Origin of the sequence: Proteiniphilum sp. (assembly GCF_040307845.1) — a bacterium.
In the GTDB taxonomy this organism is placed as follows: domain Bacteria; phylum Bacteroidota; class Bacteroidia; order Bacteroidales; family Dysgonomonadaceae; genus Proteiniphilum.
Map to the genome: position 1 here is coordinate 50,786 of NZ_JAWRIS010000058.1, position 16,046 is coordinate 66,831.

At 42.6% G+C, this 16,046-nt stretch carries 12 protein-coding genes; 8 read left to right on the forward strand and 4 right to left on the reverse strand.

Going from position 1 to position 16,046, the window contains the following annotated elements; translation table 11 throughout:
• The first annotated feature begins 169 nt into the window (after nucleotides 1–169).
• Nucleotides 170–937: a ThuA domain-containing protein gene (locus tag ABV001_RS13360; RefSeq protein ID WP_352423266.1), complete on the forward strand. Its 768-nt coding sequence runs from the start codon at nucleotides 170–172 to the stop codon at nucleotides 935–937.
• Between the two features lie 189 nt (nucleotides 938–1,126).
• Here ABV001_RS13360 and ABV001_RS13365 read toward each other — a convergent pair whose 3' ends face one another.
• The 4 genes from ABV001_RS13365 to ABV001_RS13380 form a co-directional block, all read right to left on the reverse strand.
• On the reverse strand, nucleotides 1,127–1,951 hold the full coding sequence (locus ABV001_RS13365) for an SGNH/GDSL hydrolase family protein (RefSeq protein ID WP_352423267.1): 825 nt from the start codon (nucleotides 1,949–1,951) through the stop codon (nucleotides 1,127–1,129).
• A gap of 13 nt (nucleotides 1,952–1,964) precedes the next feature.
• Entirely contained in the window at nucleotides 1,965–2,576 is a 612-nt protein-coding gene (locus ABV001_RS13370; RefSeq protein ID WP_352423268.1) for a nucleotidyl transferase AbiEii/AbiGii toxin family protein, read from the reverse strand.
• On the reverse strand, nucleotides 2,569–2,847 hold the full coding sequence (locus ABV001_RS13375; RefSeq protein WP_352423269.1) for a hypothetical protein: 279 nt from the start codon (nucleotides 2,845–2,847) through the stop codon (nucleotides 2,569–2,571). The genes ABV001_RS13370 and ABV001_RS13375 overlap by 8 nt, the downstream gene beginning before the upstream one ends.
• Nucleotides 2,848–3,403: 556 nt before the next feature.
• Nucleotides 3,404–3,559 carry a hypothetical protein gene (locus ABV001_RS13380; protein ID WP_352423270.1) on the reverse strand — a complete coding sequence of 52 codons (156 nt, stop codon included), beginning with the start codon at nucleotides 3,557–3,559 and terminating at the stop codon, nucleotides 3,404–3,406.
• Between the two features lie 182 nt (nucleotides 3,560–3,741).
• On the opposite strand from ABV001_RS13380, the gene ABV001_RS13385 reads away from it, so the two are divergent.
• From ABV001_RS13385 to ABV001_RS13415, 7 genes are all read left to right on the forward strand, one after another.
• Nucleotides 3,742–4,308 carry an RNA polymerase sigma-70 factor gene (locus ABV001_RS13385; RefSeq protein ID WP_352423271.1) on the forward strand — a complete coding sequence of 189 codons (567 nt, stop codon included), beginning with the start codon at nucleotides 3,742–3,744 and terminating at the stop codon, nucleotides 4,306–4,308.
• Between the two features lie 129 nt (nucleotides 4,309–4,437).
• Nucleotides 4,438–5,460, forward strand: a complete 1,023-nt coding sequence (locus ABV001_RS13390) for a FecR family protein (RefSeq protein WP_352423272.1) — start codon at nucleotides 4,438–4,440, stop codon at nucleotides 5,458–5,460.
• 220 nt (nucleotides 5,461–5,680) lie between these two features.
• A complete protein-coding gene (locus ABV001_RS13395; protein ID WP_352423273.1) occupies nucleotides 5,681–8,983 on the forward strand; it encodes a TonB-dependent receptor in 3,303 nt (1,100 codons plus the stop codon).
• Nucleotides 8,984–9,085: 102 nt separating this feature from the next.
• On the forward strand, nucleotides 9,086–10,924 hold the full coding sequence (locus tag ABV001_RS13400; RefSeq protein ID WP_352423274.1) for a RagB/SusD family nutrient uptake outer membrane protein: 1,839 nt from the start codon (nucleotides 9,086–9,088) through the stop codon (nucleotides 10,922–10,924).
• Between the two features lie 320 nt (nucleotides 10,925–11,244).
• Complete coding sequence (locus tag ABV001_RS13405; RefSeq protein WP_352423275.1) at nucleotides 11,245–12,900, forward strand: FAD-dependent oxidoreductase; 1,656 nt, start codon at nucleotides 11,245–11,247, stop codon at nucleotides 12,898–12,900.
• Between the two features lie 30 nt (nucleotides 12,901–12,930).
• Entirely contained in the window at nucleotides 12,931–14,574 is a 1,644-nt protein-coding gene (locus ABV001_RS13410; protein ID WP_352423276.1) for an FAD-dependent oxidoreductase, read from the forward strand.
• A gap of 7 nt (nucleotides 14,575–14,581) precedes the next feature.
• Complete coding sequence (locus ABV001_RS13415) at nucleotides 14,582–16,009, forward strand: carbon starvation CstA family protein (RefSeq protein WP_352423277.1); 1,428 nt, start codon at nucleotides 14,582–14,584, stop codon at nucleotides 16,007–16,009.
• Nucleotides 16,010–16,046 lie beyond the last annotated feature (37 nt).

Here is a 16,046-nt window from a genome sequence, read left to right on the forward strand (position 1 = left end):
TATTTATTTCAATTGCGCAAAATGCGCAACGCAAAATGCGCAATTTTTACCATAAATATAATTTACCATGAGGCATACATTCCCTCTTATTCTCCTATTCTAAATAGATATTTTGCAGTAAATTGTTTATCTTCGTCCCAAAGAAATATTCATACTATTCAAGATAAATATGAAAAACTTACTATTGGTTGTTTTATTCATTTGTTCCACCACTCAATTATTTGCGGATAAATGGGATAATAAAGCAGCGGAACTGAAAGGGAAAAAAATTCTTGTATTCACGAAAAACGGGGAGGGATTCGTCCATGACAACATTGACGCAAATGTGGATATGTTTCTGAGACTGGGAGAACAATATGACTTCAGAGTGGACTCTACGTCCAATTCTGCCATCTTTTCCACTTCTGATCTATTCCAATATGATGCAATAGTATTTGCGAACACGAACAACAAGGTATTTGAGAACAAAGAGGAAAAAGAGGGACTGATACAATTTAACCGGCAAGGGAAAGGAATTGTAGGAATTCATATTGCCTGCAGAACTGAACGTGAATGGGACTGGTTTAAACAAATGATCGGCGGTACATTTGACTTCCATCCTCGTCTTCAAAAATTCAATGTCTGTATCGTGGATGACAAACATCCTTCCGCCAGGGATATTCCTCCGGTTTGGGAAGTGGAAGAGGAATTATATATTTTGAAAGAGATGAATCCGACCGTAAGGGTTTTAATGGTCTCAGATTTTTCATCGCCTGATTTTCAATATTCAGACCCGATGCCCAATACCTTCGGCACCGTGTTCCCAAGTGTCTGGTGCAATGAATTTGATGGTGGAAGACAATGGATTACGACGCTTGGACACAAGAAAGAGGACTACAGCGATTCTCTGTTCATTAGCCATATCGTTGGAGGCTTGCAATGGGTTCTCGTTCAATAAAAGTAATTCGTGGTATTGGAAATTACCCGGTAATACCAGTAACTGGTACTGTAATGAAAAAGCTATTTTATTTACCGCTGGTTTTATTGATGGTCTCTTTTCAGTACGACGGGACGACGAAGGGATACCCGCAATCGTTTAGTGAACAACCGGATTATGCCGCCTTGTAGGTCGATGCAACTATTGTGTTCACTGAAAATTACTCGGTAACGCCAGTAGTTGATACTGTATTGTTTTGGCGATTCTGTAATGTCCTTTCGCGTTGGGATGGAGACGGTCCGTTTCGCCCGCGCAATAGGGAAGGAAAGCATCTGAAACAGGAAAAATTCCACTCAGCGCATGCAAATCTATCACCGGCACAGACCAATAGATACCTGCTTTTTTCAGCGTTTCGACATACGCTTCATGGTAAAGGCCGATACCGTTGGCGTAATTTTCGTTGGGTTGTACATTGGTACTGCCTGCCACAAAGTCACCTCTGTGTGTAGGCGTCAATATGATAATTTGCTTGTCAGGATAGTTTTCTTTCAACAGTGAAAGGGTTTTGTTGATGCGCCCGCAAAAGGTCGCATCGCTCATAATGGGCGTACGATGCTTACGGAAAGTGTCTTTCCCGTTATAATTCACCTTTTCGATCGTTTCGGCAAAGAAGTCCCCGATGATGATGCTATGGTTATAATCATTGGTGCCTGCCCAGATAAATATAGCATCTACGGAATCTTTCTTCTCGGCAATGAGTTCTTTCGCTTTTTCATACATCCCATCCCATTGAAAACCGCTTCTGGCATATACCACATAGTCTATATTCATCAGTTCTTTCAAGTACTGCCAATACCACTTATCCGTCACTTTGGTATTGGGATCCGTCATTGAATCTCCCAGATAAGCCACACGCTTTCCACCCCATTGGGAGTTCAATGTTTTCTCACTATCCGTAATAACCGGCTTATTTTGTGCAATCATCATGACACATACAAGAAGCATGGTCAACATAAAAGATATTTTCCTCATCATCCTACATTTGGGTTTAAAAATCTATCGCTTTATCGGTCAAAAAGGTTTTAATTTCTTCATCACTAACCGTAGGAACTAGATATTCTACCGGTTCACTATAATCTACGTCTTCAAAATAACTTAACTGTGCTCTAAACAACTTTCTCGAAAATAAGTCTCCGAAGATTTCTCCAGCCTTATCGCTTATTTGTTCTATGGAGTAATGTTCCTTTATGATAAAATACATATCTACATAATCTTTCCATTTAGCTCTGCGACCCAATGCGTAAGCCTTCATGGCAGACAAGTCGAGTAATGATGGTATTCTAATGTAATCATCAAATTTTATTTCAGCTTTTATTGGAAAAGGATATTCGAAAAATGTAAATTTCACATCTTGAATTATCATATTCAATTGCCCGGGTACATTTCGGGTGATGGTATATTCAAATTCCCTCAATTTGATCTTTGTCAATACTTTAAGGGCTATAAACGGTTTTTCTTTAAACAGATCGAAGTCAATAGAACGCCGATGGCCAATATGCAGCGCGATAGCGGTACCGCCCACCAAGTAAAATTCTCTTTTGAAATCTTTAAGAAGCGACAATAAGTTTGTTTGATCGTGATTGAGTATCTCTTTATGCATGTTTTTTAGTGAAATAGAGATAAAACAGATTATAGATTTCGGGATAATAATTCATTTTTTTTCTTCCTTTCAACCCTAAAAAGATAGAAGAGATGTATTCTTCCCCCATTAAGTCTTTCAATTGTTGGAAATCTTGGAGCGTACCGTGATTGAGTATGGTTTCTACCAGCAACTCGTCGCTTACCTCTGTCTTCTTATCTTCGGGGATATACCAAAATAGAGGACTATGTTTATGTATAAACGCTTTAAGTTCGGATGATCTCATTTTCATTTAATTATCATGTTTACCCCCTCCTAATGAGACGATTCAAAACAAAATTACGAAATATATATTGAAAAACAAAACCTTATTTAAGAATCTATCGCTTTATTATTCAAAAAGGGTTTAATTTCTTCATCACTAGCTAAAGAAGTAGATATTCCACCGGCTCACTATACTCTACAACTTCAAAATAACCAAATTGAGCTCTACTCAACTTTCCCTAAAATAAATCTCCGAATATATCGTCAACCTTATCAGTTATTTCTTTTGAAAAGTGATTTTTCATCACTCTATTTGTTGTAATTTTACCAATATAACAAGAACAAAACAATATGGAGCGATGATCCCAATTGGCCACTCGTTTAAGCAGTGGATTAACGTGATCCGAACAGCCACTTTTATTTACCTCTTCGGTTCTAATTCTTAGGAAGATTGATCTTAAAAGTCACCAGATTACCTTTATGATCTGTCGTCCAAGCAGTCACTGGCTCGATATTCTTACGGTTCACGCCCAACGCACGGCTTAACTCACCAACCGTGCAAAGGTTGTTGACCACTAGGCTGGTCATGGTGTGCCAGCAACTGTTCTTGTCTTCTTTCTTGTGGCAATAGATCGGGTTCCCACTGTGAAGGTATAGACAAAACCATCCTGCTCACGGATGCCGACAATATCGTTGACCATTTTTATGTCAACCGGGAATAAGGGTAATTGGAACTGCATGACGCGTATTTTTTCTCAAAGTTACGCCTTTTTTGTTTTCAATAGCGCCTTTGCAAATTGTTGAGCCTCAAGAAGGGGATCAGAGGTTCTGAGAATAAGGGGAAGGAAGTTATTACAACACCTCAAAACTTTATTACCTGAATTTATGTATCTTTGCCTTCACTTAAAAGAGTCGGGGAGCATTGAAAAGCAAAACAATTCATATAAATTCTAATATCCTTCGTCTTCTGCGTGAAGGAGATGAAAAGGCCTTCGAACAGCTCTTCCATCATTATTACAATCAGATTTATACGTTTGTCCAGACCACCCTTTTCAATAAAACATTTGCTGAAGATATTACTCAGTCCGTTTTTATTTCTCTTTGGGAAAAAAGGAAAACAATCGATCCGGAGGCCAATATCGCATCTCTTCTCTATATTATAGCCCGCAACCATGTATATAGGCAAACCGAACAATTACTACTGAAATACAAATATGAGCAATACCAACAAGAAAATGTACAGGAAAACATCGATATTGAAGAAGATGTGAATAATCGTTTCCTGGAAAATATTCTTTCGGAGCTTATTGACAAATTACCTTCGAAACGACGCAGAATCTTTTTATTAAGCCGGGAAGAACAGCTATCAAATAAAGAAATTGCCTCTCGCTTAGACATTTCCGAAAAAACAGTCGAAACACAAATAAGACGTTCCCTTACTTTTTTAAGGGAAAAGATGAAATATTATCTCAATGCGATCCTATTTTAATTTATTTATTCCCTAATTCTGTCCATTTCCAACCAGCCCCTCCGTTAATTAATATTAATATTTTGTTAAAAACTATATTGCTGTAAGGATTTTGGCATTGTTGGGTATAATTATTATATAAAGATAAATATGCCGGAAGAAATTATAAATCTGCTTGAAAGGTTTCTCTCCCATTCTATATCGAAGGAGGAAATGTATAGGTTGCTACAAGCTTATCAAGAAAGACAAATAAGTGAAAAGCAATTGGAGGATTACTATGCCCACAAATGGAAGGATGCAGAACAATATTTATCACCATTTGCCGGTGAAAGTAAGGAAAAAGTATGGAAACAATTCCGGAAACATATCCCCCAAAAGTCGAAAATGTGGCCGAAGCAGAAAAAGAGATGGGCCACAATTGCAAGTGTGGCAGCTGTTGCTGTTGTGTTTTTTATGCTGGGTATATCACTCCAACTGATCCGTGAAAATGTACAGCAAGAGCTTGTAGTAATGGTTGAAAACGGGCAAAAGGCAAGTGTTCAACTTCCCGACGGCTCCCAGGTGCGTCTCAATTCGGCAAGCGAATTGCGCTATTCCCCGGATTTTGGAAAAAAGAACCGAACTATAAAACTGACAGGAGAAGCTTATTTTGACGTAAAAAGCAATCCGAACAACCCATTTATCGTGCAGACACACTCCGGTTTCCAGGCAAAAGCGCTTGGAACAAAGTTCAATATCAAGTCTTACATTAACGACAAACAAATAACCGGAACGCTCATCGAAGGAAGTATTGAAGTAAGCACTCCGCAGTTTTCCGAAATATTGAGCCCCAATGAGCGTATTTCATTCGACACTAAAGAGATAACGTTCAGCAAATCTCGTATCCACAATGCGAATGAAGCTATTTTCTGGATGACAGATCAATTCACATTCGACAAGGAAACATTAGAAGATATCGCCAGGATGCTGGAAAGAATGTATAACGTAACTATTTCTTTTGCATCACCCGATATAGCAGAAATACATTACAGTGGAAAAATAAAGAATAACAGCATGGAGAACGTATTAGACCTCATCACTATCGTTTCTCCCTTACAATACACGATAACGGGATCCCACATCACATTCAGTAAAAAAAATAATAAACCACAAAAATTGACGCCTATGACATAAAAAATAAACAACGAACCCTATGCATAGTAAGAACCGGAGCGATGTAACGGCATCACTCCGGTCAGAATGCAATATTATGCTAACAGCACGGTAGCACTTTAATAGGTAAAAAACTGCAAATCGCATTCATAAAAACAAAATTACTCAATTAAAGTGAATACCATGCCTGTTTACCTTCAATTATTTATTAAAACAAACTAAACCTATAAAGATTATCTAAATGAACGCACAAATCAAAAGAATTGGCATTAGCTGTTTGCTTTTGCTCCTCTTCAATATTGGGCAAAGTGTAGCCCAACTGACTATTTCCGCCACCGAAACGGAAATAAATAGCGTACTTCGACAAATTGAGGAAAAGAGTGATTATACCTTTTTCTATAGTGACAATTTTCTGGACTTAAACCAGAAGGTAACCATCCAGGCAAAAGACGAAACAATTGAAAACATATTGAATAAGTTGTTCCGAAACACAAACATTGGCTATCGAATTAACAATAAACAAATAGCATTGTCCGAAAAAAGCACACAGAATAGAAAACCTGAAAACATCGCTCAGCGACAGGTCCGAACGATAACAGGTAAAGTTATGGATGAAAACGACGATCCGGCTATCGGAGCGAATATTATTGAAAAAGGAACGACAAACGGTACGATTACGGATGTGGACGGCAATTTCTCTTTGCGGGTAGAAGAGAATGCAGTACTTCATATCTCTTACATCGGCTATTTACCACAGGATATTAACATTTCAGACAAAACTACTTTTAATATTGTTTTGGCAGAAGATACCAAAGCATTAGAAGAATTGGTGGTAATCGGCTATGGTACGGCACGCAAGATCGACCTGACCGGCTCCACCTCTTCCCTGGGAGGCGACCAACTTCGAATGAAGAGTACACCGCAGCTTTCCAGCCAAATGCAAGGGCAAATGGCCGGCGTACAAATCACACGTTCCAGCGGTGACCCGTCAGCCGGAGCAACCATCCGTGTGCGCGGTGTCACAACCATGTCAACCAACGACCCGTTGGTAATCGTGGATGGTATACCGGGCACCCTTACAGATATTGCTCCTGAAGATGTGAAAGATATCCAGGTACTGAAGGACGCGGCATCTGCCGCCATCTACGGTTCTCGTGCGGCTGCCGGTGTCATCCTGATCACGACAAAACGTGCCCGGAATAACGAATTCCACCTTTCATATAATGGGGAATATGGCATTGACGCACCCACAGCCAAGCCAAAATTCGCCAATGCAGTACAATGGATGAGTGGCCTTAACGAATTGGCTTTCAATGATGGGGCTTCCTCTCCTCACTCGCTTTACTCGGAAGATTTAATCAACAATTATGCACAACTACGAGCGGATGATCCTGACCGCTATGCAGACACCGACTTCATGGACCTGGGTCTGAAGAGCAGTACACATCACCAACGTCATTCCCTCTCACTCAGCGGTGGAACCGATAAACTGAAAACGAACTTCAGTCTTAACTACTATGATTCGGAAGCTCTTATAGATACAAAAAACTATGAGCGTTTTAACATACGTACCAACAATGACTATACGATCAACAACTGGATCCATGCCAATGTAGACTTGAACCTGCTGTATTCTAACGCGACTGAACCACATGCCACCATAGGTGAACTGATGGAACGCGCGCCAATCTATAACGCCTATTGGTCTGATGGGCGTTTTGCAGATGGCAAAGATGGTGACAATCCCATTGCGCAACGTGAACTGAGTGGATCGATGAAAAAGCAAAACTATCGGGTTGGCGGAAAACTACAGTTAGTGCTCACTCCTCTGAAAGGATTGGCTTTAACAGCCATCGTCGCTCCTCAGTACTCCTTCTATAAGGGGAAAGATCATAAAAAAAGATATGAAGTCTACCGAATCACTGGTGATCCTATCCCTGGAGTCAATTATTCCTCAACCAGCCTCAGCGAAACCCGCAACGACAATCATAGTTTGACGAAGCAGTTTTATGCAAACTATAAACTGGAATTGAAACGCCATTCTATCGGATTGATGGCCGGTTATGAAGATTATTCTTATAAATGGGAAGAAGAAGGGGCTTCACGTACCAATTATAGTTTGGTAAATTTTCCCTACCTGGACTTAGGTCCTGAAGATTATCAATTCAATAGCGGAAAAGCCGGACATAATGCTTATCGCTCTATCTTTGGCCGTATCATGTATTCCTGGGCAGACCGCTATATGTTGCAAGCCAACATCCGTTCTGATGGCTCTTCCCGTTTTGCCAGTGGCCATCGTTGGGGCACATTTCCTTCAGTCAGTGCAGGTTGGGTCATCTCTGAAGAACCCTGGTTCAATAAGAGTGTTGTCGATTTTCTGAAGCTACGTGGTTCTATCGGACAGTTAGGTAACGAGCGTATCGGTTCGGAATTCCCATACCAGGCCAAGTTGTCTTTCGGTACAGGTTTTATTCCCAATGCTTCTACCGGTGTTGCTGACATTGTGCAGACGGCTTATCAGACAGACTACGCTTTCCAAAACCTAACGTGGGAAACAACAACGACTTATGGTATTGGCGCAGACATTTCCTTGTTAAAAAACAGGATACGCGCTTCGGTAGATTACTATTATAAAAAGACAACGGATATGTTAATGGAGGTAGGATTTCCCTCCTATTTCGGATATAACGCACCGCAAAACAATGCTGCCGACATGAACACGACAGGTTGGGATTTCGAACTTTCCTGGAACGACCAGATCAGAGACTTCCACTACGGCGTAAGTTTCAACTTATCTGATTATCGTTCGAGAATGGGATATATGGCAGACAGGCAAAAGATTGATGATAACAAAATCACCGAAAAGGGTTCTTATTATAATGAATGGTATGGCTACAAGAGTTTGGGGATTATCTTAAACGAAAAGGCCATGCTGGACGAAAATGGCAACACTATTCCCGTTCTGACCAATAACGACAAGGCCGGCAATATCCGCTACCAGGATATTGATGGCGATGGTAAAATCACCGCTTCCAATGACCGTGTACGTTTGGGCAACTCCTTGCCGGAAATGCAATACGGCGGATCTCTATGGGCTGAATGGAAGGGGTTCGATTTCAACTTATCATTCCAAGGCATCGGACACCAACTTTCTTATTGGTCATGGCCAGGCACACCATTCAATTTTCAAGCCTATGCCAGCCCGTTGAATCTGATCGAAAGCCATTGGAGTCCAACGGCCACGGATGAGGAAAATGCGAAGGTAAAATATCCGAAGCTGACAACCAACAGTGCCAATATTTACGCCAAAAGCGACTTTTACCTTTTCAACGGGGCTTATATGCGTATCAAAAACATCACTTTGGGCTATACCCTTCCGTCCGAAATCACAAAGAAATTATCTGTCAACAAGTTGAGAGTTTATTTCAGTGCTAACGACCTGCCCGCTTTCTCAAAATATCCCAAAGGATATGATCCGGAATGGAATCGTAGCGGCGACCTCCTCTTGTCTTCTTATATTTTTGGTCTGAATGTTTCATTTTAATTAGAGAATCGAGTTATGAAACGAGCATGAAAATGATTTCACCCAAGTTCTCATGATTATCGCGAGTTCCATACACCGAAATATAAAAAATAAAATAATCGTATGAATACAATAAGCAAATATTTGCTCTCCGGAATAGTGGCAATTGGCATGACTGCTTGTGCCGACCTTGATCTGAACCCGTTATCGGAAGGATCGAGTGAGAATTGGTATCATGATGAAACCGAAATAGAGATGTCTCTCAACGATTTGTGGAGACCGGATTTTTTCCCAATTGATGCAATCTTCTGGGATGACGATTTATTAAACCGTAATGGTTCTAACGAAATCACATTAGGAACGGTAACCTCTCAATGGGGAACTGCTTCAACCAATTGGACCTCATTATATAAATCCATCGCCCGTGCAACAAAAGTTATCGATGCGTTGGATAATGGGGTAGCAGAAGGAATAAGCGAAAGTAAAATTAATCAATACAAGGGTGAAGCCTATTTCATGTTAGGATTCGCTTATTGCGAGTTGACGGCCTATTATGGAGATTGTGTATTAAATAAAGGTATGACCCTGGAAGAAGCCTATGTGGCAACCCGTTCACCCAAAAGTGAAGTGTTGGCCTATGCCTATGAGTGTTTGGATAAGGCAGCCGAATATTTGCCAGACTCCTACAAAGCCCAACAACGGCCGACCAAAGGGGCTGCCCTTGGTTTTAAAGCCCGTTTCGCGCTCTTCCACGGAGATTGGCAAACGGCAGCGGATGCCGCGGATAAGTGTATGAAGTTGGATGTTTACAAATTACACGACAACTATCGCGAAATGTTCAAAGCAAACAGTTCTCCCGAATTCATGTTCTATTTCAAAGGTGATTTGACGCTAAAGAAAGGATATGGTTTCATGTCGAATGTCCGGGATTTTGTCATCCGTCAAATAGGTGGCCACTGTAACCAAAGTCCGTCGTTGGAGTTGCTTTGCTCTTACACCTGTACGGATGGTTTGCCTATCGATCAATCACCACTCTACAATCCGAAAGATCCGTTTGCCAACCGCGACCCGCGTTTAGCGATGACAATCCAGCCGTTCAAGACGAAGTACTCTTCTGATTACGCAGCGTATGAAGCATCTAAAAAAGATGGTACGTTCCCTGAAAAATATCCGGACTACATCACGCTGGGTTATGAATTCAACCCCAGTCCTTATGCCAATAAAGTATATGAAGTGGCTACCGGCAACATGGTGGTTAATACTGATTCAAAAGCTTCGAACCAACACTCGGCGTACAACGGATTAATCATTCGTAAATTCGTGAAAGATGAATGGATAGATTTCAATAATCACGGTTTAGTGGCAGACAACTGCTATCCTTACTTGCGTTATGCTGAAGTCCTGATGACCTATATCGAAGCAAAGAATGAGATGGGACAATGTACACAAGAAGATCTGGACAAAACCATCAACCTGCTGCGTGAACGTGCTTACCGGGGGATCGATATCGCTTACCCACGTGTAGAAGTAGCTTCGCAGGCTGCTTTACGCAAGATCATCCGCATGGACCGCCGTTCGGAATTTGCATTCGAAGGGGTGCGCTATCGGGACCTGTTGCGTTGGCGTATCGCTGAAAAATCGCATAACAAATCAATGTACTACCTGCCACGTGCCTGGTCCAATTCCGCCAACTGGAATGGTTTGACCGGCAGTGAGTCAAACATTGAACTATCTCAGGATTTCATGGCCTTACTGAAGAACTGGGACGAAGGTAACTACCCCATCGGTGGCGTACCGGCAATCGACGAAAACGGCCTGCCTGACCTTTCCCCGATGGAAACAGCCGGATATATCACCACGTTCTATAAAATGTCGTTCGATGCAAAGAAAAACTATCTATGGCCCATCCCAGCCAACGATATTTTGGTCAATAGCAATTTAACGCAGAATGAAGGTTATTAATATTTTCTGATACTTACCCCAGTTGTAGAATCTGTTTATCCGAAGGATTTTCAGATTACAACTGGGGTTACAAGGCCATTACGCACGTTATGCAAAAGAAACATTAAAAAAAAGCAACTAAAAACAAATTTACAACTATTAATTAAAAAGATATTCCTATTTTTACGGTTCAACATGAAATAAAAATAACAACAGTGAAAACAATTCATTTAATACCGATCAGGGATATCTTTCTGAAATTACTTTTTCCACATTAAAGAAAGAAGATTATGGTTCCAAAAAAAATTATTCAAATCCTAAGTCTGAGTCTTATCTTTTTGATGATAAACCATTCAGGAATATTCGCACAAAACAAAAAATACGATGTGGTGATTTACGGCGGCACCTCTGCCGGAATTGCATCGGCCATCCAGACAGCGAGAATGGGAAAATCAGTCGTGATCATCGAGCCGACCCATCGCCTGGGAGGGTTGACAACCGGTGGATTAGGCCAAACAGACATAGGGAATAAACACGTAATAGGGGGAATATCCCGTGAATTCTATCAAAACATCCGGAAACATTACGATGATCCAAAGAACTGGAAGTGGCAGGATAGAAGCACCTATATGGATGACGGACAAACAAGGACAGCAAAAGGAGAAGATGCCATGTGGACATTTGAACCTTCTGCCGCCTTGAAAGTATATCATCAGATGCTTTCCGGGGAAAAGATTGACATAGTATATGGCGAAAGATTGAACAGGGAGAACGGTGTTATTAAAAAAGATAACAGGATTGAATCGATCGAAATGGAAAACGGCTCAAAATATACCGGGAAAATGTTTATAGACGCTACCTACGAAGGAGACCTGATGGCCGCAGCGGGAATCAGTTACCGGGTAGGGAGGGAGTCCAACCGCGAGTACGGGGAAACATTGAACGGGGTACAGGCCAATAAGATCAGCGCAACCCTGAAGTGGACACTTTCCCGAAACGCATATAACCATAATTTCATCGATAGGGTCGATCCCTATATCGTCAAAGGTGACCCCACAAGTGGCCTCCTGCCCTACATTACCGAAGGCCCTCCGGGGGTGGATGGCGAAGGCGACGATAAAATACAGGCCTACTGTTTCCGGATGACACTGACCGATCATCCCGACAACCGCATTCCTTTCAAAAAACCTGAAAACTATGACGAGTTGAATTATGAACTGCTTTTCAGAAACTATGAGGCTGACAACGGGTCGGAGGTGGATCGGATGCCCTGGATCAATTCGCCGATGCCAAACAGGAAAACTGATACCAATAACAGGAGAGGATTCTCCACCGATTTTATCGGACAAAATTATGATTATCCGGAAGCATCCTATGAAGAACGTGAAAAGATTGTACAGGCCCACAGGGAGTACCAACAGGGGTTGATGTGGACGCTGGCCTATCATCCCAGAATTCCTGAAAAAGTGAGAAATACCGTATCAAAATGGGGAACATGCAGGGATGAGTACGAGGAAGGAAGCGACGGATGGCAACAACAGCTTTATATCAGGGAAGCAAGACGCATGCTGAGCGATTATGTGATGACCCAGAAAAACTGCGAAGGGATAGACAGGGTAGAAGACCCGGTCGGGATGGGAGCTTACGGAATGGATTCGCATCATATACAGAGATATGTAGATGTGAATGGATTCGTGCAGAATGAAGGGAATGTGGAAGCACACGGTTTTTCTCCTTATTCCATTAGCTACCGTGCTATCGTTCCTAAAAAAGAAGAATGCAACAACCTGCTGGTTCCCGTGTGCGTAAGTGCCACCCATATTGCATTCGGGTCCATCCGTATGGAGCCGGTATTTATGGTGTTAGGACAATCCGCAGCCACAGCCGCATGTCAGGCTCTTGAGGAGGGCATGGCAGTGCAAGACATCCATTATCCGGCTTTGCAAAACACTTTATTAAAAGACAAACAAATCCTGGAAATTCAAATCAATAAATAGGCTATATGCCGAAATGAAAAATAAAATCTTATGAAACGGTTAACTGAATTATTTATACTCTTATTCGCTGTTTCTTTCTCATTTTTGTCCTGTAACAAGGATCCATTGAGCGCGGATGTGATCATCTACGGTGGCACTTCAGCTGCCATAATATCAGCGGTTGAGACCATACAGTCAGGGAAAAGCGTAATTATTGTCTGCCCCGATAAGCATCTGGGTGGATTAACTTCCGGCGGGTTGGGATTTACTGATTCGGGTAACACCAACTCCATCGGAGGATTGTCCCGTGAGTTTTACCACCGGGTGTGGCTTCATTACAACGATTCGGCAGCGTGGAAATGGCAAAAGCACTCCGAATACGGTAATAAAGGACAAGGCACCGTGGCAATGGACGGGGAAAGCAGGACCATGTGGATATTTGAACCCCACGTGGCCGAAAAAATATTCGAAGACCTTATCGGTGAAAATAATATCCCGGTTTACAGGGATGAGTGGCTCGACAGGGAAACAGGCGTAGAAGTCGTCAAAAACCGGATTGTCTCCCTGACCACGCTCTCAGGTAAAAAATTCAAAGGTAAAATGTTTATCGACGCGACCTACGAGGGAGACCTGATGGCCGCAGCCGGTGTGTCCTATACGGTGGGAAGGGAGCCCTGCTCTCAATATAATGAGGAGTGGAACGGAGTACAGGCCGGGGTATATCATCATGGTCACTATTTCAAGACCCCTATCGATCCGTATGTAATCCCCGGGGATCCTTCCAGCGGTTTATTACCCTATATCTCCGACGGGCCGGTACAACCCAATTGTACAGGCGACGATAAAATTCAGGCCTATTGTTTCAGGTTATGCATGAGCAACCATCCTGAAAACAGGGTACCTTTTGAAGAACCTGAAGGGTATGATCCTGCCGATTATGAACTCCTTGCCAGGATTTTTGAATCGGGCTGGAACGAATGGTTTGCAAAGTATGACATCATCCCCAACAGGAAGACCGATACCAACAACCACGGCCCTTTCAGTTCCGACCATATAGGGATGAACTACGATTATCCCGAAGCATCCTACGAGCGTCGTAAAGAAATTATTCAAGACCATACCAATTATCAAAAGGGGCTTCTCTATTTTGTGTCGACCGATGAACGTGTACCCCGGGAGGTGAGGGACAGGATGCAGAACTGGGGACTGGCCAAGGATGAGTTTACCGATAATGGCAACTGGCCGCATCAACTTTATATCCGTGAAGCACGCAGGATGGTCGGGGCCTATGTTACCACTGAAAACGAAGTACTCGGCAAGGTGGATGTGCCCAATCCCATCGGAATGGGATCCTACACCATGGACTCCCACAACATACAGCGTTATGTGACCGCAGAAGGAGACGTACAGAATGAAGGAGACGTGGGAGTGCATCCTAAAAAACCTTATCAAATAGCCTATGGCTCGATCGTACCTCAAAAAGGTGAATGTGAGAACCTCCTTGTGCCGGTTTGTCTTTCATCCAGCCATATCGCCTTTGGCTCCATCCGGATGGAACCGGTCTTTATGATCCTTGGACAATCGGCAGCCGCGGCAGCGGTAATAGCTATTGACAATAAAATCAATGTGCAGGATGTCCCCTATGGGCAACTGGAACAGGTATTGCTTTCTAAAAACCAGATTTTAAATAATTAATCGCTGAATGATCACCTTTATTATTTCGATAATAGCCCTCGTAGCCGGGTATGCCTTCTACTCTAAATACCTGGAAAGGGTAATGAATGCCGATCCCGGGCGGGTTACACCTGCCACCACCATGAACGATGGTATAGATTACGTGCCCATGCCCTGGTGGCGTGTATTCCTGATCCAATTCCTGAATATTGCAGGACTGGGTCCCATTTTTGGCGCCATTGCAGGGGCAATGTGGGGACCGGTCGCATTCCTTTGGATTGTGTTGGGGACTATTTTTGCCGGAGGAGTACATGACTATTTCTCCGGGATGCTTTCGGTCAGGCACGATGGCAAGAGCATCACTGAGATAATAGGGATTTATTTGGGAAAACAGGCTAAACAGGTCATGCGGGTTTTCGCCATTGTACTGTTGATACTGGTGGGTGTTGTCTTTATTTCAGGGCCGGCCGGATTGCTGGCCGGGCTCACCCCGACATCACTCGATTTTACTTTTTGGGTGTGGGTGATATTTATCTACTATATATTGGCCACCCTCCTGCCCATTGATAAGATTATCGGGAAAATATATCCCGTCTTCGGCTTTGCATTGCTTTTCATGGCGATCAGTTTGATCACCGCGCTAATCGTAAAAGGATATCATATCCCTGAGCTGAGCGCGGACAATTTCAAAAATTTCCATTACAATAAGGAAAACCTCCCGATCTTCCCCATGATGTTCATCACCATCGCCTGTGGGGCGATATCAGGCTTCCATGCCACCCAATCTCCCCTGATGGCGCGTTGCCTGAAAAATGAGAAAGAGGGGCGGAAGGTCTTTTACGGCGCCATGGTAACCGAAGGTGTGGTCGCATTAGTATGGGCTGCCATCAGCATGAGTTTTTTCAATGGATTGAAAGGGCTCAACGATGTGATGATAGCACAAAACGGTAATGCAGCATGGGTGGTGAATGAAGTTTCCTATTCGTTACTGGGAACTTTTGGCGCGGTATTGGCCATCTTAGGTGTTGTGGCCGCACCGATCACATCTGGGGATACAGCTTTTAGAAGTGCACGGTTAACTATCGCCGACCTCCTTAAAACCTCCCAAAAGCCTATCAAAAATCGTTTGATCATTGTTATTCCCCTTTTTGCTATCGGGTTCTTGTTGACCAGAATCAATTTCGATGTGATATGGCGCTACTTTGCATGGGCAAACCAGACACTGGCAGCGGTAGTCTTATGGACCATCACCGTATATTTGTGGCAAAGCAAGAAAAAGAAATATTATCTGATCACATTGATTCCTGCCCTGTTTATGACGGCGGTAGTGACGACCTACATCATGCTGGCTCCTGAGGGATTTTCATTACCCAAGCCCATCTCTTACGGTATAGGATTATTTTTTGTTATTCTGACGCTCACCCTATTTTTGATCTATCAGAAGAAATCAAAATAAATTAAATGAGAAAGGCCAAAAATTTATAATTTACAAG